Source organism: Rhizobium sp. 01T417, assembly GCF_056398905.1.
Map to the genome: position 1 here is coordinate 65945 of NZ_JBFTQH010000012.1, position 23442 is coordinate 89386.

20 protein-coding genes and 1 tRNA gene are annotated in these 23442 nt (G+C 61.0%); 7 read left to right on the top strand and 14 right to left on the bottom strand.

What is annotated here, in order from left to right; all coding sequences use genetic code 11:
- Window positions 1-57: 57 nt before the first annotated feature.
- Together AC1DPR_RS14405 and AC1DPR_RS14410 are read right to left on the bottom strand one after the other, a co-directional pair.
- Window positions 58-133: transfer RNA gene (locus AC1DPR_RS14405), tRNA-Ala, on the bottom strand.
- A gap of 150 nt (window positions 134-283) precedes the next feature.
- A complete protein-coding gene (locus AC1DPR_RS14410; protein WP_018855371.1) occupies window positions 284-670 on the bottom strand; it encodes a TIGR02300 family protein in 387 nt (128 codons plus the stop codon).
- A 238-nt stretch (window positions 671-908) separates the two neighbouring features.
- On the opposite strand from AC1DPR_RS14410, the gene AC1DPR_RS14415 reads away from it, so the two are divergent.
- From AC1DPR_RS14415 to rpsA, 3 genes are all read left to right on the top strand, one after another.
- On the top strand, window positions 909-1550 hold the full coding sequence (locus AC1DPR_RS14415) for an FMN-binding negative transcriptional regulator (RefSeq protein WP_018855370.1): 642 nt from the start codon (window positions 909-911) through the stop codon (window positions 1548-1550).
- An 8-nt stretch (window positions 1551-1558) separates the two neighbouring features.
- Window positions 1559-2206, top strand: coding sequence for a (d)CMP kinase (gene cmk, locus AC1DPR_RS14420; protein ID WP_025659740.1), 648 nt, complete (start codon window positions 1559-1561; stop codon window positions 2204-2206).
- A gap of 166 nt (window positions 2207-2372) precedes the next feature.
- Window positions 2373-4076, top strand: coding sequence for a 30S ribosomal protein S1 (gene rpsA / locus AC1DPR_RS14425; RefSeq protein WP_018855368.1), 1704 nt, complete (start codon window positions 2373-2375; stop codon window positions 4074-4076).
- 84 nt (window positions 4077-4160) lie between these two features.
- On the opposite strand, the gene AC1DPR_RS14430 is transcribed toward rpsA, so the two are convergent.
- The 3 genes from AC1DPR_RS14430 to AC1DPR_RS14440 all read right to left on the bottom strand — a co-directional run bounded on the left by AC1DPR_RS14430 (window position 4161) and on the right by AC1DPR_RS14440 (window position 7439).
- Complete coding sequence (locus AC1DPR_RS14430) at window positions 4161-5705, bottom strand: hypothetical protein (protein ID WP_477816572.1); 1545 nt, start codon at window positions 5703-5705, stop codon at window positions 4161-4163.
- Window positions 5706-5935: 230 nt separating this feature from the next.
- Window positions 5936-6559, bottom strand: coding sequence for a ribonuclease D (locus AC1DPR_RS14435; RefSeq protein WP_477816573.1), 624 nt, complete (start codon window positions 6557-6559; stop codon window positions 5936-5938).
- Between the two features lie 73 nt (window positions 6560-6632).
- Window positions 6633-7439 carry a MerR family transcriptional regulator gene (locus AC1DPR_RS14440; RefSeq protein ID WP_477816574.1) on the bottom strand — a complete coding sequence of 269 codons (807 nt, stop codon included), beginning with the start codon at window positions 7437-7439 and terminating at the stop codon, window positions 6633-6635.
- 199 nt (window positions 7440-7638) lie between these two features.
- Between AC1DPR_RS14440 and AC1DPR_RS14445 the strand changes: the two genes are divergently transcribed.
- Both AC1DPR_RS14445 and AC1DPR_RS14450 read left to right on the top strand, forming a co-directional pair.
- Entirely contained in the window at window positions 7639-8916 is a 1278-nt protein-coding gene (locus tag AC1DPR_RS14445; protein WP_018855364.1) for a 4-aminobutyrate--2-oxoglutarate transaminase, read from the top strand.
- A gap of 32 nt (window positions 8917-8948) precedes the next feature.
- Window positions 8949-10430 (top strand): NAD-dependent succinate-semialdehyde dehydrogenase, encoded by a 1482-nt coding sequence (locus tag AC1DPR_RS14450; protein ID WP_018855363.1) that lies wholly within the window; start codon window positions 8949-8951, stop codon window positions 10428-10430.
- A 72-nt stretch (window positions 10431-10502) separates the two neighbouring features.
- Here AC1DPR_RS14450 and AC1DPR_RS14455 read toward each other — a convergent pair whose 3' ends face one another.
- Window positions 10503-10946, bottom strand: coding sequence for a PACE efflux transporter (locus AC1DPR_RS14455; RefSeq protein WP_113471390.1), 444 nt, complete (start codon window positions 10944-10946; stop codon window positions 10503-10505).
- Between the two features lie 118 nt (window positions 10947-11064).
- Complete coding sequence (locus AC1DPR_RS14460) at window positions 11065-11274, bottom strand: SlyX family protein (RefSeq protein ID WP_018855361.1); 210 nt, start codon at window positions 11272-11274, stop codon at window positions 11065-11067.
- Window positions 11275-11455: 181 nt separating this feature from the next.
- Here AC1DPR_RS14460 and uxaC point away from each other — a divergent pair, with 181 nt between their 5' ends.
- On the top strand, window positions 11456-12871 hold the full coding sequence (uxaC, locus tag AC1DPR_RS14465; protein WP_113471391.1) for a glucuronate isomerase: 1416 nt from the start codon (window positions 11456-11458) through the stop codon (window positions 12869-12871).
- Window positions 12868-14322 (top strand): mannitol dehydrogenase family protein, encoded by a 1455-nt coding sequence (locus tag AC1DPR_RS14470; RefSeq protein WP_112642205.1) that lies wholly within the window; start codon window positions 12868-12870, stop codon window positions 14320-14322. Before uxaC ends, AC1DPR_RS14470 begins: the two co-directional genes overlap by 4 nt.
- A gap of 260 nt (window positions 14323-14582) precedes the next feature.
- Here AC1DPR_RS14470 and AC1DPR_RS14475 read toward each other — a convergent pair whose 3' ends face one another.
- From AC1DPR_RS14475 to AC1DPR_RS14505, 7 genes are all read right to left on the bottom strand, one after another.
- The gene (locus tag AC1DPR_RS14475; RefSeq protein ID WP_477816575.1) at window positions 14583-17033 is read right to left on the bottom strand and encodes a GcvT family protein; all 2451 of its coding nucleotides are present in this window, start codon (window positions 17031-17033) and stop codon (window positions 14583-14585) included.
- 1 nt (window position 17034) lies between these two features.
- Complete coding sequence (locus tag AC1DPR_RS14480) at window positions 17035-17910, bottom strand: phosphotransferase (RefSeq protein WP_477816576.1); 876 nt, start codon at window positions 17908-17910, stop codon at window positions 17035-17037.
- A 66-nt stretch (window positions 17911-17976) separates the two neighbouring features.
- Window positions 17977-19056, bottom strand: coding sequence for an ABC transporter ATP-binding protein (locus AC1DPR_RS14485; RefSeq protein ID WP_477816577.1), 1080 nt, complete (start codon window positions 19054-19056; stop codon window positions 17977-17979).
- 24 nt (window positions 19057-19080) lie between these two features.
- The gene (locus tag AC1DPR_RS14490) at window positions 19081-20154 is read right to left on the bottom strand and encodes a Gfo/Idh/MocA family protein (RefSeq protein WP_018855355.1); all 1074 of its coding nucleotides are present in this window, start codon (window positions 20152-20154) and stop codon (window positions 19081-19083) included.
- A 21-nt stretch (window positions 20155-20175) separates the two neighbouring features.
- Window positions 20176-21060: a carbohydrate ABC transporter permease gene (locus tag AC1DPR_RS14495; protein ID WP_018855354.1), complete on the bottom strand. Its 885-nt coding sequence runs from the start codon at window positions 21058-21060 to the stop codon at window positions 20176-20178.
- Complete coding sequence (locus tag AC1DPR_RS14500) at window positions 21053-22009, bottom strand: carbohydrate ABC transporter permease (RefSeq protein ID WP_025659754.1); 957 nt, start codon at window positions 22007-22009, stop codon at window positions 21053-21055. Before AC1DPR_RS14500 ends, AC1DPR_RS14495 begins: the two co-directional genes overlap by 8 nt.
- Window positions 22010-22014: 5 nt before the next feature.
- Complete coding sequence (locus AC1DPR_RS14505) at window positions 22015-23301, bottom strand: ABC transporter substrate-binding protein (protein WP_477816578.1); 1287 nt, start codon at window positions 23299-23301, stop codon at window positions 22015-22017.
- Between the last annotated feature and the right edge of the window lie 141 nt (window positions 23302-23442).

Sequence of the window (23442 nt, forward strand, 5' to 3'; positions counted from 1 at the left end):
GACGAAAGTGGTTCCAAACGCGTCGAACAGCCAGTGTTATTCGTGTCGGGAGAAATTTGGTGGAGCTAAGCGGGATCGAACCGCTGACCTCTTGCATGCCATGCAAGCGCTCTCCCAGCTGAGCTATAGCCCCATCAAGGCGGTCCGGCTAGGCCGGTCCTGGGATGCTTCGCGAAGCGCTTGCCTCGCGGAGTGGCGGCTTCTTACTTCCGGTTTTTGGAGATAGCAAGCCAAAAAAATCGGCCCGGCGAAATTTTCTCGTCCGGGCCGAGACTTAATCCGATCAGACTTCGTCTTCGTCGCCGGTGACGCCGATGATGTCGCTCATGTCGTCGTCATCGTCGTCTTCGTCGGCTTCGAGGAAGGTGTCGTCGTCGTCGCCTTCGATTTCGACGTCGTCATCACCCATATCTGGAATCTCGTCGCCGGATGCGCCTTCATCAGCGTCCTCGAGCGACACCAGTTCGACTTCCGTGCTTTCGGTATCGACTTCTGCCACTTCCTCTTCATCCTGGGCTTCAGCTGCTGCGGCAGCAGAGGTTTCCTCGAAGAAGGAGAGCGGATAGGACTTGCCCGTATAGGGAGAAACGATCGGATCCCGGTTCAGGTCGTAGAACTTCTTGCCGGTTTCCGGATCGGTACGCTTCGTTCCAAGTTCAGCTTTCGCCACTGTTAGCCTCGTGAGAATGGCCGAATCAAGATTCGGCAAATGCCGTGAAACCCGGCGTTCTATTCGGAATTTATAAGCCGGTCCCCATAATCGTTGCAGCACGGCATGTCAAAGCCAAACTTCATGCATCGCTCATGCGCGCCAGATGACCGGCGCCGCCATTTGTGATAGTGAGCCGGCGATTGTTCATTTGCAGGGTAGATCGGCGCGTGGCCGGCTGCCGGGATAGGTGCGAGAAATGTACCAGCCGCCGCATTTTCGTGAGGAAGATTTGAGTGTCCAGCACGCCTTGATCCGGGCACATCCGCTCGGCATGCTGATCACTGCGGGTGCTTCGGGCTTGATGGCGAATTCGGTCCCTTTCCATCTGGATGCCGCAGCCTCCGAAAAGGGGATCTTGCGCCTTCACCTCGCCAAGGCCAATCCGCAGTGGCGCGATATCGACGCCGGCGCGGATGTGCTCGCCGTCTTCCAGGGCGCCGATGCCTACATCACGCCATCCTGGTACCAGACGAAGCAGGAGACCGGTAAAGTCGTGCCGACCTGGAACTACGCGATCGTACAGGTCAGGGGCAGGGCCCGTGTCATCGACGACGCGGACTGGCTGCTTCAGCAGATCAACGCGATCACCACGCAACAGGAAGGCCCACGCGACAGGCCTTGGGCAGTGGGTGATGCGCCTGATGATTTCATCCGCGCGCAGATGAAAGGCATCATCGGCGTCGAAATCGAGATTGCAGCGATTGAAGGCAAGTGGAAGGTCAGCCAGAACCGACCGGTTGCTGATCGCGAAGGTGTTGTTGCCGGTCTCGGTGAAGAGTCCGGTCGGGAAGACATGGTCGATCTCGTCCGCCGCTACGGCGGATTGGCGGAGAAATGAACGGACAGATGAGCTCCAAACAGTTTACGATCGCCATCGATGGACCCGCAGCCGCAGGCAAGGGAACGCTCTCGCGCCGCATCGCGGAGACCTACGGCTTTCATCATCTCGACACGGGGCTGACTTACCGCGCGACGGCAAAGGCTTTGCTTGACGCCGGCCTGACGCTCGACGACGAGGCGGTGGCAGAAAAGATGGCGCGCGAGGTTGAACTGGCCGGTCTCGATCGCGATATACTTTCGAAGCATGAGATTGGCGAGGCGGCCTCGAAGATCGCGGTCATGCCTTCGGTGCGGCGTGCACTGGTGGAGGCGCAGCGGCGGTTTTCTGAAAAGGCGCCCGGAACGGTGCTCGACGGCCGTGATATCGGAACCGTCGTCTGCCCGGCGGCGCCGGTAAAGCTCTATGTAACGGCAAGTCCCGAGGTTCGGGCGAAACGCCGCTACGACGAAATAACAGGCAAGGGAGGAATTGCCGATTTCGATGCCATTTTCGACGACGTCAAGCGCCGCGACGAACGCGACATGGGACGGGCCGACAGCCCTTTGAAACCAGCCGAAGACGCGCACTTGCTTGATACGTCGGAAATGAGTATAGAGGCCGCGTTTCAAGCTGCGAAATCGATCATCGATGCAGCTTTGAGCCGAAATACCTAATTCGAGCGATTTGCCCAAGCTTTGCCTGGGCCGCTTCCGAAGACTAAGCCTGAAATTCCGTCCAAGCGCCGGATTGCTTCCCGACAGGAAGCGGACTGGGTTCAGGCCCGTTCAACACGAACCAACCGGCGCATACGTATCCGGATTCGGATATGCAGGAGATTACATGTCAGTAGCTACTCCCTCTCGCGAAGATTTCGCGGCCCTTCTCGAAGAATCCTTTGCCAAGCACGACCTGGCTGAAGGCTATGTCACCAAGGGCATCGTAACGGCAATCGAGAAGGACTCTGCCGTTGTCGACGTCGGCCTCAAGGTCGAAGGTCGCATCCTACTCAAGGAATTCGGCGCCAAGGCCAAGGACGGCTCGCTCAAGGTCGGCGACGAAGTCGAAGTTTACGTCGAGCGCATCGAAAACGCTCTTGGCGAAGCAGTTCTGTCGCGCGAGAAGGCTCGCCGCGAAGAAAGCTGGGTCAAGCTCGAAGCCAAGTTTGAAGCTGGTGAGCGCGTTGAAGGCGTTATCTTCAACCAGGTCAAGGGCGGCTTCACGGTTGACCTCGACGGCGCGATTGCCTTCCTGCCGCGTTCGCAGGTCGACATCCGTCCGATCCGCGACGTTACCCCGCTGATGCACAACCCGCAGCCCTTCGAAATCCTCAAGATGGACAAGCGCCGCGGCAACATCGTCGTTTCGCGTCGTACGGTTCTGGAAGAATCCCGTGCCGAGCAGCGTTCTGAAATCGTTCAGAACCTCGAAGAAGGCCAGGTTGTTGACGGCGTCGTCAAGAACATCACCGATTACGGTGCGTTCGTTGACCTCGGCGGCATTGACGGCCTGCTGCACGTCACCGACATGGCATGGCGCCGTGTGAACCATCCGTCGGAAATCCTGTCCATTGGCCAGCAGGTCAAGGTTCAGATCATCCGCATCAACCAGGAAACCCACCGCATCTCGCTCGGCATGAAGCAGCTCGAGTCGGATCCGTGGGATGGCATCCAGGCCAAGTATCCGGAAGGCAAGAAGATTTCCGGTACCGTCACGAACATCACCGACTACGGTGCGTTCGTCGAGCTGGAGCCGGGCATCGAAGGCCTGATCCACATTTCGGAAATGTCCTGGACCAAGAAGAACGTACACCCCGGCAAGATCCTGTCCACGAGCCAGGAAGTCGAAGTCGTCGTTCTCGAAGTCGATCCGTCCAAGCGCCGTATTTCGCTCGGCCTCAAGCAGACGCTGGAAAATCCGTGGGCGGCATTCGCTCGCAACCATCCGGCTGGCACTGAAGTCGAAGGCGAAGTCAAGAACAAGACCGAATTCGGCCTGTTCATCGGCCTCGACGGCGATGTTGACGGCATGGTGCACCTCTCCGACCTCGACTGGAACCGTCCGGGCGAACAGGTCATCGAAGAGTTCAACAAGGGCGACGTCGTTAAGGCGGTCGTTCTCGATGTTGACGTCGAAAAGGAGCGCATCTCGCTCGGCATCAAGCAGCTCGGCAAGGACGCTGTCGGCGAAGCCGCAGCTTCGGGCGACCTGCGCAAGAATGCAGTCGTTTCCTGCGAAGTCATCGCAGTCAACGACGGCGGCATCGAAGTGAAGCTCGTCGACCACGAAGACATCACGTCGTTCATCCGCCGCGCAGACCTGTCGCGCGACCGCGACGAGCAGCGTCCGGAACGCTTCTCGGTTGGCCAGGTTGTTGACGCCCGCGTCACCAACTTCTCCAAGAAGGACCGCAAGATCATGCTGTCCATCAAGGCTCTGGAAATCGCGGAAGAGAAGGAAGCTGTTGCTCAGTTCGGTTCGTCCGACAGCGGCGCTTCGCTCGGAGACATTCTCGGCGCGGCTCTGAAGAACCGCGGCGGCGAATAATCGCCAGCAGGCTTGAAGAACAAAAGAACCCGCCGGAGCGATCCGGCGGGTTCTTCGTTTCTGTACTGTCGTTGCAATGGCGAGCTATTCCCAGTCGACCTTGCGTCGGTAGAGCGAATAGGCTTCGTCGCCACTCACGGCGATTGGCAGGGCCGGCGCCGGGCGGTGAGGCGGCGTGCCAGCCTTGATCAGACTTTCTCGGGCGGCAATCGCTGCAGCCGCCTCACTGTCCATCAGGATGTCCGTTTCGTCGTCGTCCGACGGCTCGCCCTGCCGCTCTTCCTCTTCCGACGGCTCGCCGCCGTTGTGGTCCTCGCGGTACATCGCGTGGGCGCCACTATCGTCGGTCTCGTCCTTCGAGAACTCGTAAGGCTGCGTGGCGTACGGCACGCCCTCGACGATTTTCATGAGCACCGGCGCATAGGTCTCGTCGATCGCTTGCTGCACCGTCAAGGGTGCTGGCGGTTCCGCGGCAGGGTGTCTTTTTGCCGCCGCTGCGGCCGCTTCGGTTGCCGGTTGTTCCGCGATGAGGGGCGATTGGCGCGCAATGCCCTCCGGCAATGGATGCAGATCGGGCAGGGTGGTCAATTCTTCCGGCAGATCGGCGAGGACCGTTTCGTCGAGGATGATATCGATCTCGACCGCAGGATCGGGATCGACGGCTTCCAGCAGCACTTCCGTTTCCTGGTCCTGAATGATTGTAACGATCAGCTTCGTGGTATCGTTCGACAGCGAGGCTGATATCGCCGGCCAGCTCTTCGGAATGATCGGGTCGTCCTTGGACGTTGTCCGAGCGGTCTCGGCTTGCACGGTTTCCCGTGCCGGATCCGCGGCGTGCCTGGGCGGCACGCTCTCCTGCACATCTTGATTAGGCTCCGCGAGTGTTTCTTCGGCGGACGCCTTGGCGGTCGGATTGACGATCGGTTCGTCAGCGACTGCATCGTTCTTGATGAGTTCGGTCCGCTCGTCGCCGCCATCGATATGGGCCGCGGCAACCAGTGCGGTCTGCGGCCGTGCAGATTCCGGTTCCTGCTTTGTCGGCAGAGGTACCTGCGCAGTCCCAGCAAGATTGTCCCTATGGATGCGAATTTCCGTGCGCTGTTCCTGGCGCGTCGGCGAGGCGTCGTTCTGGCCGTAGGAGCGAACCACGGCGCGGGCGGCGAGATCGCGATCCTTGTAGCGGATCGTTTCAAGATAGGTGGCGATGCGGGCAGCCTCCGGTCCAGCCGGGTTCCGGAGCGCCTCTGCAAGCAGGCGAAGCGGAACTGCGTGGCCTTGCATCGCAAGCTGTCGCTCGACTTTTTCGATCTTCGCCGGCGGCAGCTTCTCGATCGCAGCTGCCATGCGGGAGGCAAAGGCTAGGTCGGTTTCGTCGTCCTCGCGCGGGGTCGCAAGCGCCTCGCTCGTGGCACTGAGCACATCGAGAAGGGCGTCGACCATCCGCGCCCGGACAGCTAGCAGAAGAATGCTGAGCTTGCCGGCAACAGAAGAATTGAGATCGGCGCCCTGAATCTGATGCACGGGAGCAACGGCGCTGGCCGCGCGCACCAGGCCATCGGTACTGACGGCCGCGGTCTGGCTCTGGGAGGAAAGGCTTCCGTTTGACGCTGCACGAACCGGAGACAACATGTCATGCTCCTTCTTTCGTAAAGTGCGGTGAAGGCAGGCTACACAGAAGGCCGCGCTCATCCGGCCCGTTGCATTCCCCGGCAGTTCGGTCTGCCCGACGCGGCGCTCCATCGCGCCGTTGAATGCATAAAAATTGGTAAACAATCTAACGAAGCGGCGTTAACGAATTGCTAATGGCCGGTACGCGCATCGCCGCGCCCGGTTCAATACGTGCAAAATCCAGAAACGTCTTAGCTGTGGGCGAAAATGTCGGCTTCTTCCCAGCCGAGCAGATCGAGCTTGGCGCGCATCGGAAGGAATTGGAAGCAGGCGTTGGCATGATCCATGCGGCCGTCTCGCACCAGCCGCTCGGTCAGCTTGTCGCGCAGCGCGTGCAGGTAAAGCACGTCAGAGGCCGCGTATTCCAGCTGCGCAGGGGACAAAGTTGCGGCAGCCCAGTCGGAGGATTGCTGCGTCTTGGAAATATCGACGTCGAGCATTTCCTTGAGATTGTCCTTCAGTCCATGCCGATCGGTATAGGTTCGGCAGAGACGTGAGGCGATCTTGGTGCAGAACACCGGCTGAATGGTGACGCCGAAGGTGTGGAACAAGACGGCAATGTCGAAGCGGCCATAGTGGAAGATCTTCTGTTGCTCATTGGCAAGCAGCGCCACGAGGTTCGGCGCTTCCTTCTGCCCGGCGGCGATGCGGATCACGTCGGCCGTGCCGTCGCCCGGTGAGAGTTGCACCACGCACAGTCGGTCGCGGCGCGGCACAAGGCCCAGCGTTTCGGTGTCGATGGCAATCGCTCCGGTATAGCGGGCGGCATCAGCCGCGGAAATATCACCTTCATGGTAACGTATGATGGCTGCCATCGATTTCTTCTCACACTCGAACTGTCACTTGTGGCCTATAGCGCAAAGCCATGGCGGGCGATACCGCCAAGGCTCAGAATGTCGGCGGTGTATTGATCCAGATGAGGACGGTTTCGCCATCGTGACGGTTGCGCCAGGAGTGATAGCGACGGCTTTCGAAATAGAGCGAATCGCCGGGTCCGAGATCGAAGAACTGATCGGAATCGAGGACCAGCTCCAGCCTCCCGGAGAGTACGTGCATGAACTCCTCCCCTTCGTGTCGGTAGGCGCCTTCGCTCGCCGCACCGGGTGCGAGCACGAAACGGTGGCAATCCATCATCGTGCGGCCCTCGGCCAGAAGCTGCACCGTGACACCTGGCGTCGTTTCCGGCCATGTGCGCCAAGCGCGGGCGCGGACGACCTCGGGCATGTCGTCGCGCTCTTCCCCAGAAAGCCTGGAAACCGTGGTGCCATAATATGCCGCAAGGTCGTGCAACGTCTTGAAACTCACCCCCTGGGAGGTGCGTTCGAGCGTCGACAGTGTCGAGGCAGCAATGCCAACGTCACCGGCAACCTGATCCAGTGTCTTGCCGGCGCCGTGGCGCAGACTGCGCAGCCGCCGACCTAGATCCGAGGCGTCAGACGCATCCGAATTTTCAGATGGTTCCTCGCTTTCCAATGCCTCGCGAATGGCGGCCGGATTGAGTCCGCGCTCGGTTCGATACCAGGCTATCTTTTTTAACCGTGCGACGTCCTCGGCGCTGTATTGCCGGTGCCCGGTTTCCGACCGATCCGGAACGACGAGGCCCTGGCTTTCCCAAAGGCGCAAGGTCGATGCGGAAACGCCTGCTGATTTTGCCGCCTCCGCCACTTTGTAGCGCACGGGCATACCGTTGTTCATAAGCCAAATATTCCCGGTTCGTTTGTCTTCTTGAGGTCTTGTTCGACCTAGTTTTTCTTCGACGACCATCGCTGAAAACGACAGCAGTTTGAAGCGGCAAATGGAGCTTGCATTCTTGCAGGAAAAATGTAGGAATTTTCTACATGTCTTGCCGAAGTTATGCAAGATAGTTCATCCATTCCAGAGCAGGAACGCACCGATGGCCGCGACCACCCTCACAGACCGAAAGAATGCCGCAATCTCGCGTGGCGTTGGCATGACGACGCAGATCTATGCCGATCGCGCAGAAAATGCCGAGATCTGGGACAAGGAAGGTCGACGCTATATCGACTTCGCGGCCGGCATTGCCGTCCTCAACACCGGCCATCGGCATCCGCGCGTGATCGCAGCCGTCAAGGATCAGCTCGATCACTTCACCCACACCTGCCACCAGGTGGTGCCTTACGAGAGCTACGTCCACTTGGCCGAGCGTCTCAATGCGCTGACGCCCGGCAACTTCGAGAAGAAGACGATCTTCGTCACAACAGGTGCCGAAGCCGTCGAGAATGCGGTGAAGATCGCCCGTGCCGCGACCGGCCGCTCCGCCGTGATTGCCTTTGGCGGCGGTTTCCATGGCCGCACCTTCATGGGTATGGCGCTGACCGGCAAGGTCGTGCCCTACAAGGTCGGTTTCGGCGCAATGCCGGGCGATGTCTTCCATGTCCCGTTTCCGGTCGAGCTGCATGGCGTGACGCCGGATCAGTCGCTGGCCGCGCTGAAGAAGCTGTTTGCCGCTGATGTCGATCCGCAGCGTGTTGCCGCCATCATTATCGAGCCAGTTCAGGGCGAGGGTGGTTTCTACCCGGCGCCGGTCGCCTTCATGAAGGCGCTGCGCGAACTCTGCGACCAACACGGCATCCTCATGATCGCCGATGAGGTGCAGACCGGCTTTGCTCGTACCGGCAAGATGTTCGCGATGGATCATCATGAGGTCGCACCCGACCTGATGACGATGGCAAAGAGCCTCGCTGGCGGCTTCCCGCTGGCCGCCGTCACGGGTCGTGCCGAGATCATGGATGCGCCCGGACCGGGCGGTCTCGGCGGTACCTATGGAGGCAATCCGCTTGGCATAGCTGCGGCTCACGCAGTCCTCGACGTCATCAAGGACGAAGATCTCTGCGATCGCGCCAATCAGCTTGGCAACCGGTTGAAGCAGCGCCTGGAATCACTGCGCGAAAAGGTGCCTGAAATCGTCGATATCCGCGGTCCGGGTTTCATGAATGCTGTCGAGTTCAACGACAAGACGACGAAGCTGCCGAGCGCCGATTTCGCCAACAAGGTTCGCCTGATTGCGCTTGAGAAAGGCCTGATCCTGCTGACGTGCGGCGTGCATGGAAACGTCATCCGTTTCCTCGCCCCGATCACGATCCAGGATAGTGTCTTTGGCGAAGCGCTCGACATTTTGGAAGCCTCGATCCTCGAAGCAAGCGGTAAGTAGGGCCAGCCCTTCTTTGCCTGGAGTTACATGACATGGCATTCACAACTGCATTGACAAAACACGTTCCCTTTTCCTCGCCGTTCCTGCGCGATGCCGGCTATATCAACGGTAGCTGGACGGCCGGCGGCGCGACCAAGACCTTTGACGTCCTCAATCCTGCCACCGGCGAGGTTCTCGCCTCGCTGCCCGACATGGCGGCTGCCGAGACGCGGGAAGCAATCGACGCCGCCTACGCTGCTCAGCCGGCCTGGGCCGCGCGGCCCGCAAAGGAGCGCGCCGGGATTCTGCGCAAATGGCATGACCTGATGGTCGCTCATGCCGATGAACTGGCCGCCATCCTGACCGCTGAAATGGGCAAGCCTTTCCCCGAGGCCCGCGGCGAGATCCTTTACGCTGCAGCCTATGTCGAATGGTATGCGGAAGAGGCCAAACGCATCTATGGCGAGACAATCCCTGCGCCGTCGAGCGACAAGCGCATGATCGTCATCAAGCAGCCGGTTGGCGTCGTCGGCACGATCACGCCTTGGAATTTTCCGGCCGCGATGATCACTCGCAAGATCGCCCCGGCGCTGGCTGTCGGCTGCGCGGTCGTCTCAAAGCCTGCCGAGCAGACGCCGCTGTCGGCGCTGGCACTTGCCGTTCTCGCCGAGCAGGCCGGTATTCCGGCCGGCGTCTTCAACGTCATCGTCGGAGAAGACGGCCCGGCAATCGGCAAGGAGCTTTGCGGCAACGACAAGGTGCGCAAGATCAGCTTCACCGGATCGACGGAGGTCGGCCGCATTCTGATGCGCCAGTGCGCCGATCAGATCAAGAAGATCAGCCTCGAGCTTGGCGGCAACGCGCCCTTCATCGTCTTTGACGATGCGGATCTGGACGCAGCGGTCGAGGGCGCTCTGGCGTCCAAGTATCGCAATGCCGGCCAGACCTGCGTCTGCGCAAACCGCCTTTATGTCCAGTCAGGAGTCTATGATGCCTTCGCCGCCAAACTTGCGGCCAAAGTCGAGACGATGGCCGTCGGTGACGGTTTCAAGGCTGGCGTGACGATCGGCCCGTTGATCGACGAGCAGGGCCTATCCAAGGTGGAGAGCCACGTTGCAGATGCTGTTTCGAGGGGAGCGAGGATTCTGACGGGCGGCAAGCGCGTCGAGGGTGCCGGCACCTTCTTCACACCGACCGTGCTCACCGGCGTCACCCGCGAGATGAAGGTCGCGCGCGAAGAAACGTTCGGTCCCGTCGCGCCGCTCTTCCGCTTCGATACGGTCGAGGATGTGATCGCCCAGGCCAACGACACCGAGTTCGGCCTCGCCGCCTACTTCTTCGCCGGCGACCTGAAAAAGGTCTGGCGTGTCGCAGAGGCGCTGGAATACGGCATGGTCGGAATCAATACCGGCCTGATGTCGACGGAAACGGCACCCTTCGGCGGCATCAAGCAGTCTGGCCTCGGCCGCGAAGGCTCGCGCCACGGTGCCGATGACTATCTGGAGATGAAGTATCTCTGCATGGGCAATGTCTGAGCGACACGTCACTCACGACAGTTGAGGCATTGCAAACGGGATCGCCGGCCGCGGCGGTCCCGTCTTTTTCGGTTAGCTTTGCTGTGCTTGCCCTCCCAGCTGCCAATCCGGCAGCGGGAAGATGCGATCATAGGCCCAGTTGAAGACGAACGCGTAGACCACGTAGAAAAGCGCGAAGGACACATCCATCGTCAGCGCCTGAATGACGCTGATGTCGAGGTACCAGGCGATCATCGGCAGCAGCGCGATCAGCAATCCAATCTCAAACACGACCGCGTGCAGGACACGGACCGCGACATTCTTTTGCGTGCCGCCGGTGAGGTACTGCATCAGATGGTCGAAGCCGAGATTGTAGAGATAGTTCCAGGCTGTCGCGAGCGTCGCGCCGGCGGCGCCGATCACGCCGATATCGGCCATAGGCATGCCGAAGGCCAGCGCGCCGAGCGGCGTGACAAGCGCAAGTCCGATAATTTCGAAGCTGATGGCGTGACGGACACGGTCTGCGGTTTTACGCATGGTCTACCCCCAGTGGGAATGTTCGGGTCGTCCCGAGTTGATGCCCATAGAGGGGGAGGTCGTCCTCACACCCTTTTAATAGGTATTCCGGCAGTCGAAAACAAGGGCAGGACCCTGCTCAGTAGTGCGGCGGCCGTGTAATCGCCGGCGCTTCCAGCGATTGCTCCTCAAGCGACAGAAACCGTTCCGTCAGCCTGTCCAGCTTGGCCCGCGTCTGCTCCACGGCCTTCCATTGTTCGGCCAGCTGGTCGGACAGTTCCTCGATCGTCTTTGCCTGATGGGCAACGATTTCCTCGAGCTTTGTAATGCGGTTCGTCTCTTCGGACATGGAACCTCCTCGCCGCAACCGGCCGATGTCATGCCATCTGAAAAGCGGAAATAGTCCGCGCGGTCAATCGTTTCGAGGGCGGTGACGTGCGATTTGCAAAAGTGAACCGTTTGGTTACTAAAAGCCCTTGCCGCGCCCCACGTTGTGGGGTAGGGCCATAGCCCTTCAGGGAGGAATTCTCATGGATCTTGGTAACGGCTTTCTTCATCCAGACCGGCTCTTTCCGGCCGATCCGGCAATCCGAACGGTCGCGCGGGACCTCTACGAGACGGTTCGGGCCCTGCCGATCGTAAGCCCGCACGGGCATACGGAACCCTCGTGGTTTGCCGACGACAAGCCGTTCGAGGATGCGTCCTCGCTGCTTGTCATTCCGGATCATTATCTCTTCCGCATGCTGCACAGCGTTGGCGTCAAGCTCGACGATCTCGGCGTGCCTCGCCTCGACGGCAAGCCGGTCGCCAAGGGCCGTGACATCTGGCGCGCTTTCGCCGCGCAATACCATCTCTTCCGCGGTACGCCCTCCAGCCTCTGGGTCGATCATGCGATGTCGGCCGTCCTCGGCTGTGAGGAGCCGCTGACGCCTGAAAATGCGGATGCGCTTTACGACCATATCAATGCGCAGCTGGCGCTGCCGGAGTTCCGCCCGCGCGCCCTGCACAAGCGCTTTGGTATCGAGACGATCGCCACGACCGAGGGCGCGCTCGACCCGCTGGTGCATCACCAGAAGATGGCGGAAGACGGCTGGATCGGCCGCGTCCGCACCACCTACCGGCCGGACAGCGTCACCGACCCGGATGCCGTCGGCTTCCGCGAAAACCTGGTTCGGCTTGGCGAACTGACCGATTGCGACGTGACAAAGTGGGATGGGCTGATCGATGCCCACCGCAAGCGCCGCGCCTATTTCCGCCAGTACGGCGCGACTGCCACCGACCATGGCGTGCCGACGGCCTTCACGGCGGACCTGCCGCTGGCTGACAAGCAGCGCTTGCTCGACAAGGCGCACAAGGGGACGCTGAGCGCCGAGGAAACGGAGCTTTACCGCGGCCAGATGCTGACCGAAATGGCCGGGCTTTCAGCCGAAGACGGCATGACGATGCAGATCCATGCCGGCTCGCGCCGCAACACCGATCGCGAACTGTTCCAGACCCGCGGCCCGAACATGGGCGCGGATATCCCGACGCCGACCGATTGGGTCGGCGGGCTTTCGGCGATGCTCGCAAAGTACGGCCATGCGCCGGGCCTGCGCGTCCTCCTCTTCACCCTCGACGAGACGACCTATGCCCGTGAGCTGGCGCCGATGGCCGGCCACTGGTCCTGCCTGATGATCGGCCCGCCCTGGTGGTTCCATGACAGCCCGAACGGCATTCGCCGCTATCTCGACCAGATGGTGGAGACGGCCGGTTTCGCCAACCTGGCGGGCTTCAACGACGATACGCGCGCGCTTCTGTCGATCCCGGCGCGCCACGATGTCTGGCGCCGCGAGGTCTGCCGCTTCCTGGCGCAGTTCGTGACCGAACACCGCATGTCCCGCAAGGAAGCCGAGATCGTCGCCGGCGAGCTCTCCTACGGAAATGCGAAGAAGGCATACAAGCTGTGACCGAACGTCTGACGAGCCTTTCCGACCTCGCGCCGACTGCCAAGCTTCCCGGCTATAATCGCAACGGGTTGAAGCCGGGTATCCTGCATCTCGGTCCCGGCGCATTCTTTCGCGCCCATTTCGCGCCGTTCACGGATGCCGCGATTGCGGCCGCCGGTGGCGATTGGGGCATCGAGGTCGCGAGCCTGCGGACAGCCGACGTCGCCGATCACCTGAATGAGCAGAACGGCCTCTATACGATGCTCGTGCGCGATACATCGGGTACGACGGCGAATGTCATCGGTCCGATCCTGCGCGCGCATGTGGCGACCCGCAATCCCGGCGATCTCCTTGCCCGGCTTGAGGACCCCGCGATCAAGATCGTCAGTCTGACGGTCACGGAGAAGGCTTATGGCTTCGATTCCGCGACCGGCGGCTTGGACTTGAAGCATCCCGACATTGCCGCCGACCTTGCCAACCGCCATGCGCCCCGTGGCGTCATCGGCTACATCGTCGAGGGGCTTGCACGCCGCCGCGCCAAGGGTATCGCGCCGTTCACGCCGCTCAGCTGCGATAACCTGCCGAGCAACGGCGCCGTCCTGAAGCAGCTCGTGCTCGAGTTCGCCGCTTGCATCGATCCGGAGCTTCGCGAGTGGATCGAAAAGAACGTGCCCTTCCCATCGACCATGGTCGATCGCATCACGCCGGCAAGCACGGATGCCACCTATCGCGATGCCGAAAGACTCACCGGCAGGCAGGATCTCGTGGCGATCGAGACCGAACCCTTCACGCAATGGGTGATCGAGGATCACTTCGCCAACGGCCGCCCGGAATGGGAAAAGGCCGGCGCGCTGATGGTCGAGGAAGTCTCCGCTTACGAAAAGATGAAGCTGCGGATGCTGAACGGCGCGCACTCGCTGCTCGCCTATCTCGGTTACATAGGCGGCTATGAATTTATCCGCGACGTCATGGATGACGTCGGCCTTGCGGCGCTTGCGCGCCGCCACATGAACGCGGCCGCCGCCACGCTCGATCCCGTGCCCGGTATCGATCTTGAAGTCTATGCTGACGAGTTGATAGCGCGCTTTGCGAACAAGGCGATTGCCCACCGCACCTATCAGATCGCCATGGACGGCACGCAGAAGCTGCCGCAGCGCCTCCTCGAGCCGGCCGGCGAAGCCTTGGCGAACGGCAGCAAGGCGGAAACCTATGCGATCGCAGTGGCTGCCTGGATGCGCTATGCCCTTGGCGTTAACCGGGATGGCGAACGCTACGAATTGCGCGATCCCCGCGCGGGGGAAATTGCTGCGCTCCTGGCCGACGTGCCGCGCAATGGCGGCGCGGTGTCGAAAGCCCTGTTCGGGCTGGCGGGCCTTTTCCCGGCGGCGCTGACTGGCAATGTCGGCTGGACCGAGGATGTGGCGAACAAGCTTGAGATCCTGATCCAGGACAACAAGCTGCCGCTGTTCTAAGGAAGGGTGCTGCGACGGTGCGGGCCGTCGCAGTATGGATTTTCGAGGCCCTTCCATCTGTGGCTAGGGCTGGGTTTTGGCGCGTTGCCCTCCCATAACCCGTCATCCCTGTGCTTGTCACAGGGATCCAGCGCCGAAGTCCTTGGGCGCAGGAGATTCTTTTCCACGAGTTATGGTCGTTCACCGCGCCGGCCGGTGGCTGGATTCCTGTGACAAGCACAGGAATGACGGTCTATTAGGCTCAGTGCCTACGCCTATGCCTATGCCTTCACGCGCGCCATAAAAGGATCGTAGAGCGGCTGCAGCGAGACGCTGCATGGCACGCGCTCGCGTGCCACGTCGAGTTCGTAGCTGCCGGACAGCACGAAGTCTTCGCTCACACCGTCCGGGTTGCGCACATAGCCGTAGCCGATCGGCTTCCCGATCGTGTAGCCGAAGCCGCCGCTGGAAAGCCAACCTACACGCTTGCCGTCGCGATAGATGGTCTCGCGGCCAAGCAGCACGATATCGGGATCCTCGGGCACGAAGCAGGCGAGCATCTTCTTGACGCCCGACGCGAGCTGCCGTTCGATCGCCTCGCGGCCGCGAAACGGCGTGTCCTTCCTCGCCTTCACGGCCCAGCCAAGCCCCGCTTCAACAGGTGTATGATCGGGACCGATGTCCGAGCCCCAGGCGCGATAGCCCTTCTCAAGGCGGCAGCTTTCGATGGCGCGGTAACCGGCATTGGTAAGCTGCAGCGGAGCGCCCGCTGCCATCAGCGCATCATAAACGGTCGTCGCATATTCAACCGGCACATGCAGTTCGTAGCCGAGCTCGCCGACATAGGTGATGCGCAGCGCCCGCACCGGGCAGCCGGCAATGCCGATCGTCTTGACGCGACCGAATGGGAACGCCGCATTGGAAACATCGCTGCTCGTCACCTTCTCCAGCACGGCGCGCGCATTCGGCCCCATCAGAGACAGCACGGAGTAGGCTGAGGTGACATCGACAAGTTCCGCATGCATTCCCCTCGGAATACTGCGCGCTATCCAATCGAAATCGTGGGTCGCAAAGCCAGTGCCGGTGACGATGTAGTATTCGTCGTTGGCGATGCGCGCACAGGTCAGGTCGCATTCGATCCCGCCCTTGTCGTTCAGCATCTGCGTGTAAATCAGCGATCCGATCGGTTTGGCAACATCGTTGGAGGCGATCCACGACAGCGCCGCCTCGGCATCGCGCCCCTTCAGCACGAACTTGGCGAAGGAGGTCTGGTCGAAGATGACGGCGGCCTCGCGCACAGCCTTGTGCTCGCGGCCGACGGCATCGAACCAGTTCTGGCGGCCATAGGTGTAGATGTCCTTCGGCTCCTCGTTGGCGAAGAGATCGGCAAACCAGTTCGGCCTTTCCCAGCCGAGCTTTTCGCCGAAGCAGGCGCCCTGTGCCTTGAGCCGGTCGTAGAGCGGCGATTTGCGGCACGGCCGGCCGCTCGAATATTCCTCGAAGGGGAAGGCCAGCGTGTAATGCTTGCCATAGGCCTCGAGCGTGCGGGTTCGCACCCAGTCGGTATCGAAATGCGGCCTGCCGAAGCGGCGGAGATCGACCGGCCAGAGATCGTAGGGCGGCTCGCCCCTGGCGACCCATTCGGCCAGCGCCATGCCGGCACCACCGCCGGATGCGATGCCAAAGGCATTGAAGCCGGCACCGACGAAGAAATTCTTCAGCTCCGGGGCCTCGCCGAGAATGAAGTTGCCATCAGGCGTAAAGCTCTCCGGTCCGTTCAGCAGCTGCTTGACACCGACAGCCTCGAGCGCCGGAACGCGGCCAAGCGCCTGCTCCATGATCTGCTCGAAATGGTCGAAATTGCTGTCGAGCAGGGTGTAGTGGAAACCCTCGGGAATGCCCTTCACCGCCCAGGGGATAGGGTTCGGCTCATATCCGCCCATGACGATGCCGCCGACTTCTTCCTTGTAATAGGTCAGCCGGTCCGGATCGCGCAGCGTCGGCAGGTTCGACGGAACGCCGAAGGATTCGGTGATGATGTATTGGTGCTCGACGGAGACGAGCGGCACGTTGACGCCGAAGCGCGCAGCAAAGGATCGCGTCCACTGGCCAGCGCATACAACGACGCGCTCGCACTCGATCCGCCCGTGCTCGGTGATCACGGCGCGGATCCGGCCGTTGTCTATCTCGAGATCGAGAACCTCGGTATCCTCGAATGTCGAGACGCCCGACATGCGTGCGCCCTTGGCAAGCGCCTGCGTGATATCGGACGGATTGGCCTGGCCATCGGTCGGCAGGTAGGCGGCGCCGACGAGGTCGTCTATCGTCATCAGCGGCCAGAGGTCGAAAGCCTCTTGCGGTGTCAGCAGCTGCATATCGAGCCCAAAGGATTGCGCCGTTGTCGCCTGCCGTTTGACTTCGGTCCAGCGTTCCTCGTTGCAGGCAAGCCTGAGACCGCCATTCATTTTCCAGCCGGTGCCCAACCCCGTCTCGGCTTCCAGTTTCTTGTAGAGATCGACGGAATAGCCGAGCAGCTGGGTGATGTTGGCGCTGGTGCGCAGCTGGCCGACGAGGCCGGCGGCATGAAAGGTCGTACCCGAGGTCAGCTTCTTGCGCTCGAGGAGAACCGTGTCCGTCCAACCGAGCTTGCCGAGATGGTAGGCCGTCGAGCAGCCGATGATGCCGCCGCCGATGACGACCGCCTTGGCGGTCTTTGGCAATTCCTTCGTCATATTATCGATCCTGTTCAAAAAGGTCGTAGACGCGCTCGAAGCGCGCAAGATTCTCGGCCGTATAGCCGGCATAGTCGAAATCGATGGTGGAATGGATCTCGGAGACCATGCTCCACAGCGTCTCACGCAGCAGCGAAGCGCATTTCATCGCCGTGTAGCGGTACCAGAGATCGCTCGTCACTGCCTGACCGAAGTAGATCTCCAGCATTTGGTGTTCGTCCTCCTCGCCAAGCTGGTTGTTGGAGGCGAGCCCCCCGAGATCGAAGAGCGGTGTATTGAAGCCGGCATAGTCCCAATCGATCAGCCAGAGGCGCTTGCCGTCATCGAGGAAGTTTGCCGCAAGTAGATCGTTGTGGCCGAAGGCTATGTCAAAGGGACCGGCCGCCTTCTCGAGCCGCTCCGCTTTTTCAAGCACGGCTGGCAGGCGCGCAACATAGGTGCTGCCGGTGGCAGCGAGATGCGCCGCATAGTCTCGAATGACGTGAAACACCCAGAAGATTGCGGCGGGGCCGCGGAAGTGTCGGGCGATCTCCCGATGACAAGCGTGCACGAGCGGCACCACGCGCTTGAGCATTGCGGGATTCTTTATGTCGTCGGGTGTCAGCGCCCTGGCTTCGATGAAATCAAGGACCAGTACGCCGGGCTGATGATGGATTACGGCCGGCGAAAGCCCGGCTGCGTGTGCGGCGTGGCTGGCGGCAAGCTCGTTCTGCCGGCTGATGTGATGAACGGGAATGTCTTCTCCGAGCCGAACGACACGGCGAACCGCGCGATCCCGCACCAGATAATTCCGGTTGGTGATGCCGCCGGTGATAGGCTCAATCTCGATCGGACCCTGCCAGATGCCGAGTGCATGAATCCGATCTTCAGGCGTCACGCTAGTCTCCCCTCGCGGCCTATCCTATTGAAATCATGGCCAGAGCGGGATCGGCTGTCAAGCGTGCTAGATGGTAGCACCCGAGGCGTCGAAGACGTGACACCGCGCCGGGTCGAACGAGGCCTTCACGTTCGTCCCCCGTTCGACCTTCTGCTGCCCGTCGAGCGCGATCGTCAGTTGCTGCCCATCCGGCGTCGTTGCATAGAGCATCGTCGCGCCGCCGAGGTTCTCGACAAGATCCACGTTGACGGTCGCGAGCGTGATACCGCTGTTTTCAAGCACGGAGAGATGCTCCGGGCGGATGCCGAAAGTGACGGTTTGTCCGGCGTCGGCCTTCAGCCTGCGCGGCAGGCGAACGGAATTGCCGCAGACGTTGATGGTCGTCTCGGCTTCGCCGACCTGCTCGACGCGCGCCTGCAGGAAGTTCATCTTCGGGCTGCCGATAAAGCCTGCCACGAAACGGTTGGCCGGATTGTTGTAGAGATCGAGCGGTGCACCGACCTGCTCGATGCGGCCAGCGTTCAGCACGACGATCTTGTCGGCCATGGTCATGGCTTCCACCTGATCGTGGGTGACGTAGATCATCGTGTTGCCGAGGCTGCGGTGCAGCCGGGAAATCTCCACACGCATCTGCACGCGCAGTTCCGCGTCGAGGTTGGAGAGCGGTTCGTCGAATAGGAAGATGCGCGGCTCGCGTACGATCGCGCGGCCGATCGCCACGCGCTGGCGTTGGCCGCCGGAGAGTGCCTTCGGCTTGCGCTCCAACAGCTTTTCGATCTGCAGGATTTCGGCGGCGCGCTTCACCTTCGGCTGGATTTCGGCTTTCTTGTAGCCAGCAGTCTCCAATCCAAAGGCAAGGTTCTTGTAAACCGACATATGGGGATAGAGGGCATAGGACTGGAAGACCATCGCGATGCCGCGCTTGGCCGGCGCCACTTCATTCATCCGCTCGTTGTCGAGTAGAAGTGCGCCGCCGCTAATCGCCTCGAGCCCCGCGATCATGCGCAGCAGGGTGGACTTGCCACAGCCTGACGGGCCGACAAAGACCGCGAACTCGCCGGGATCGATCTTCAGGTCGATACCGTGAATGACGTCCAGGGAGCCGTACCGCTTCTCGACCTTCTGGAGAACGACGCTTGTTGCCATGATCTCAGGATCCTCCCTGGTCCATTATTTCGTGCGAGCACGCCAGTCGGCGTACTTCGGGCTGTCCGATCCGATTGGCAGGATGACTTCGCTGCCGGTATCGGACGATTGGTAGATGGCGGTCACGAGTTCCAGCGCGCGGCGCGCGTCCCCTGTTGTCACCGGCAGCGGTCCATTGCCGCTGAGAAAGGCGTGGAAATGCTCCATCTGCGTGGTAAAGCGCGGCGCGACCGGTCGCCAATGACCGATGATGGCATTGATGCGCGCCTGCACATCGTCATTCGCGGCGATGATCTTCCATGGATCTTTGCCTGGCGAGTAAGGTTCATGATTGCTTTCGAAGGTGACGTTTTCAAAGTGCAGCCGCAAACGGCTGATCTCCTCCTGGGAGCCCAGCGTGCAGGAGAGAGACACGAAGGCGCCGCTCTGCATCAATAGGCTCGCCGACGCACAGTCCTCGACCTCGATGTCGTTGACGCGAGTTGCAACGCGACCGAACACCTTCGACACCGGCCCCATCAGATGCAACAGCATATCGTGCAGGTGCAGCGCATGGGTTACCAACACGCCCCCAAGCTCTGTTGCCCATTTGCCGCGCCAGGGCACGGAGTAATATTCGGGCATTCGGCGCCAGAAAGTCTCCACCGAGCCCAGATAAGGCCTGCCCGCGATACCCGCCTCGATGATCCGCTTCGCCTTCTCGATGCCGTCGCCGTAGCGATACTGGAAGATCGGCATCAGCGTGCCCTTGGCCGTCTTCTCCGCCTCCATGATCGTGTCGACGCCGGAAAGCGATCCGGTTAGCGGCTTCTCGCAGATGACGTGCTTGCCGGCGGCGAGAGCTGCCACCACCTGCTCAAGGTGAATGCCGGGCGGAGTGCAGATATCGACGATGTCGACACTCGCGTCATCAAGCACATCGGCAAACGAGGTCGTGCGCTTGGCGATGTCGAATTCGTCGCCGATTTCCCGCAGGCGTTCCTCGTTCAGGTCGCAGATCGCCACGACCTTGAACTTGTCGGGATGCGGCAGGTAGCCTTCGACGATGTGTGAACGGCCGATACCGCAGCCGACGATGGCAACTCTCTTGATACTCATTGACCTATGTCCGTAATTGCATCAGCGCTTCATGCCGGTCGTGGCGATGCCCTCGATCAGCAGGCGCTGGAAGAACAGGAAGAAGAAGAACACCGGCACCAGCGTCAGCGTGGACATGGCGAACAGGCCGCCCCAATCCGATGCGCTGGTCGAGTCGACGAATGTGCGCAGACCGAGCTGGATCGTGTAGGTGTTCATATCGTTGAGGTAGATCAATGGCCCGAAGAAGTCGTCCCAGGTCCAGATGAAGGAGAAGATCGCGGCGGTCGCAAGCACCGGCAGCGACAGCGGCAGCATGATCTTCCAATAGATGCGCCAGGCGCTGCAGCCGTCCATCATGGCGGCCTCATCGAGCTCGCGCGGGATACCGCGGAAGAACTGTACCATCAGGAAGATGAAGAAGGCATCGCTTGCCAGGAACTTCGGCACGACAAGCGGCAGGATGGTGTTCACCCACCCGAGGTTGAGGAACAGCACATACTGCGGAATGAGCGTCACGTGATACGGGATCATCAGCGTGCCGAGCATGATCGCAAACCAGAAGTTCCGGCCGGCAAAGCGCAGGCGTGCAAAAGCATAGGCTGCCAGCGAGCAGGCAACGACATTGCCGATGACTGTCAAAATCGAGATGACGAGCGAGTTCCAGAAGAAGCGACCGAAAGTGATGTCGAGCCCGATCCAGCCGCGCAGGTAGGACGAGAAGTCGATAGACGACGGAATAAGCGACGTAGACGAGAAGATCTCGTTTTCTGGGCGGACTGAAGCGGACACCATCCACAGCAGCGGATAGAGCATCAGCAGCGAGCCAAGGATCAGCAGCGTGTGGATCGCGATTGACGTCGGAAAGCTGCGCTTGGTGATATCAGACGGCGGCGCCGTGACAGCAGTGGTGATCCCGTTAGTCATCGTAGTGCACCCAATAACGCGAGGTCAGGAAGGAGAAGGCAGTGAAGATCGCGATGATCAGCACGAGGATCCAGGCAAGCGCCGAGGCGTAGCCCATGCGGAAGTTTCCGAAAGCCTCCTGATAGAGATAAAGCGTGTAGAACAGCGTCGAATTGATCGGTCCGCCCGTCCCACCCGAGATGATGAAGGCCGGCGTGAAGGCCTTGAAGGCGTCGATCGTCTGGACGACGGCATTGAAGAAGATGACAGGCGTCAGGAGCGGCAGGGTGATCTTGTAGAACTGCCGGAACTTGGATGCTCCGTCGAGGCTGGCCGCCTCATACATGTCGGTCGGAATCTGCCGCAGACCAGCCAGGAAGATGATCATCGGAGAGCCGAACTGCCAGACGCTGAGTGCCACGAGCGTGTAGAGCGAGTAGCTCGGATGCGAGATCCAGCTCGGTCCCTGGATGCCCAAGTGGGCAAGTGCGGCATTGACCAGTCCGTCGCCGGCAAACAGCTGCCGCCAGAGGACGGCGATCGCCACGCTGCCGCCCAACAACGACGGCAGATAGAAGATCGCGCGGTAGAGCGGCAGGCCGCGAACGCCCTTGTTAAGGGCCATTGCGACCAATAGCGCGAAGGTCAGCTTGAAGGGCACCGACAGCACCACATAAGTCAGCGTGACCCGCATCGCTGCGGCAAATTTCGGGTCGGCGGTTGCGATGCGCACGTAGTTTGCCGCGCCCACCCACTCGGCCGACCGGATCATGTCGAAATCCGTGAACGAGAGGTAGAGCGAGATGACGGCCGGTCCGAGCGTCAGCCCGAAGAAGCCGATCAGCCACGGCAAAAGGAAGAGATAGCCTGGGGCATTGGCGGTCCAGAGGCGTTTGAAACGCCCCTGGGCTGCCGCCCCATATTCACTCTTGATACCCTCCGGGGCGGTCGTGCGCATCACATCACTCATCCGCGTCAGCCTTTGGCGAGAATGCGGCTGAGTTCGTCGACCAACTGCTTGCCACCGTCGCTCGGCGAAAGCTGGCCGAAGGCAATCTGCTCGGCGATCGTGCGAAGCACGACCTGGCCTTCACCGGCACCGGAGGGCGGCGGCGGCGGCAACTTGCCGGCAAGGTCACCAAGGCCGCTGACATAGTCGAGCGCGATCTTGCCTGTTGCATCAAGCTTGGCAGCCACGACGTCGCGCATCGCCTTCGATTCCGGAATACCGCGTTCGACGTCGAGCGCGAGAGCGGCATCGGGGTTGGTGACGAAGAAGTTGACGTAGTCGACAGCTTGGTCGATCACCTTCGACTGCGAGGATACGGAGAAGAACATCGACGGCTTGCGGTAGTGGCCGCCCTTCGAATCCGACTTGATGCGCGGATAGTTGTTCAGCGCCAGCTTGTCCTTGCTGACGGCCTGGAACCCGACGAACTGGTTACTGTGCGCGTAGTCGGCAGCAGCCTTGCCGAGCGTGACCGGGCTAGTGTCGATCGTATCCTTGTAGAGCGCCTGGACATCAGGTGGCACGCAGGCGTTCGCTTCGCGGAACTTGCTCCACATGTCGAACCATTCAGAAACGTCCTCTGCGCCGAAGGCGACCTTGGAATCGGCCGTGTAGAGTGCCTTGCCGCGCTGTCTGAGATAGTTTTCCAGGAGCGGTTCGTTGCCACTGCCGTCGGCAAAGCCGAAGAAGCCCTTGCGCTTGCCGGCCTTGGTAATCTCGGCACCGATCTTGCCAAACTCTTCCCAGGTGGTTGCCTGCGTCGGCAGTTCGACGCCAGCTTCCTGGAACGCGGTGGTGTTCAGAACGGTCGCTGCGGCGTTGGCGCCGAGGCTGACGCCGTAGAAGTGCCCGTCAACGCTGCCCCCCTCGATCTGCGCCGGGTCGAAATCGCCAAGATTGAGCTTCGACGGCATGTAGGACTCGAGCGGGGCGAGCGCGCCGCGCCGTGCATATTCAACGATATAGCGGTAGTCCATCTGGATGACGTCGGGCGCATTGCGGCCGGCGACCTGCGTCGCCAGGCGTGGCCAATAGTCGCCCCACCCGAGGAATTCACCGGTGATCGACGTTCCCGCATTCTTTGTCTGATAGAGTTGCGAGACCTTGTTGGTGCGGTCGGCGCGGGGCTGCGAACCCCACCATAGAAGCCGCAAGCGGGTGTCGGCGGCAAAAGCCTTGGATCCCAGTGCGGACAGTGAAAGAAGCGTTGCTCCCCCCGCCATGAAGTTACGTCTGCTTACGCGTAGTGTCATCTGTTCTCCTCCTCCCTTGGGGAGCGCCTCCACACGCTCCTTGCTGGTTTCTCTTGCAACAAATAACTAATTGGTTACAAGCTATGGAGAAGCGTTGAGGCTGTCAAGCGCTGATGTGATAGCCCTCCTCTCGCTTCTCGT

Bases quoted from the DNA above. Each gene is read 5' to 3' on its own strand.
- AC1DPR_RS14415 (WP_018855370.1), top strand. From the start codon at position 909: ATGTACCAGCCGCCGCATTTTCGTGAGGAAGATTTGAGTGTCCAGCAC.
- cmk (WP_025659740.1), top strand. From the start codon at position 1,559: ATGAGCTCCAAACAGTTTACGATCGCCATCGATGGACCCGCAGCCGCA.
- rpsA (WP_018855368.1), top strand. From the start codon at position 2,373: ATGTCAGTAGCTACTCCCTCTCGCGAAGATTTCGCGGCCCTTCTCGAA.
- AC1DPR_RS14430 (WP_477816572.1), bottom strand. From the start codon at position 5,705: ATGTTGTCTCCGGTTCGTGCAGCGTCAAACGGAAGCCTTTCCTCCCAG.
- AC1DPR_RS14435 (WP_477816573.1), bottom strand. From the start codon at position 6,559: ATGGCAGCCATCATACGTTACCATGAAGGTGATATTTCCGCGGCTGAT.
- AC1DPR_RS14440 (WP_477816574.1), bottom strand. From the start codon at position 7,439: ATGAACAACGGTATGCCCGTGCGCTACAAAGTGGCGGAGGCGGCAAAA.
- AC1DPR_RS14445 (WP_018855364.1), top strand. From the start codon at position 7,639: ATGGCCGCGACCACCCTCACAGACCGAAAGAATGCCGCAATCTCGCGT.
- AC1DPR_RS14450 (WP_018855363.1), top strand. From the start codon at position 8,949: ATGGCATTCACAACTGCATTGACAAAACACGTTCCCTTTTCCTCGCCG.
- AC1DPR_RS14455 (WP_113471390.1), bottom strand. From the start codon at position 10,946: ATGCGTAAAACCGCAGACCGTGTCCGTCACGCCATCAGCTTCGAAATT.
- AC1DPR_RS14460 (WP_018855361.1), bottom strand. From the start codon at position 11,274: ATGTCCGAAGAGACGAACCGCATTACAAAGCTCGAGGAAATCGTTGCC.
- uxaC (WP_113471391.1), top strand. From the start codon at position 11,456: ATGGATCTTGGTAACGGCTTTCTTCATCCAGACCGGCTCTTTCCGGCC.
- AC1DPR_RS14475 (WP_477816575.1), bottom strand. From the start codon at position 17,033: ATGACGAAGGAATTGCCAAAGACCGCCAAGGCGGTCGTCATCGGCGGC.
- AC1DPR_RS14485 (WP_477816577.1), bottom strand. From the start codon at position 19,056: ATGGCAACAAGCGTCGTTCTCCAGAAGGTCGAGAAGCGGTACGGCTCC.
- AC1DPR_RS14490 (WP_018855355.1), bottom strand. From the start codon at position 20,154: ATGAGTATCAAGAGAGTTGCCATCGTCGGCTGCGGTATCGGCCGTTCA.
- AC1DPR_RS14495 (WP_018855354.1), bottom strand. From the start codon at position 21,060: ATGACTAACGGGATCACCACTGCTGTCACGGCGCCGCCGTCTGATATC.
- AC1DPR_RS14500 (WP_025659754.1), bottom strand. From the start codon at position 22,009: ATGAGTGATGTGATGCGCACGACCGCCCCGGAGGGTATCAAGAGTGAA.
- AC1DPR_RS14505 (WP_477816578.1), bottom strand. From the start codon at position 23,301: ATGACACTACGCGTAAGCAGACGTAACTTCATGGCGGGGGGAGCAACG.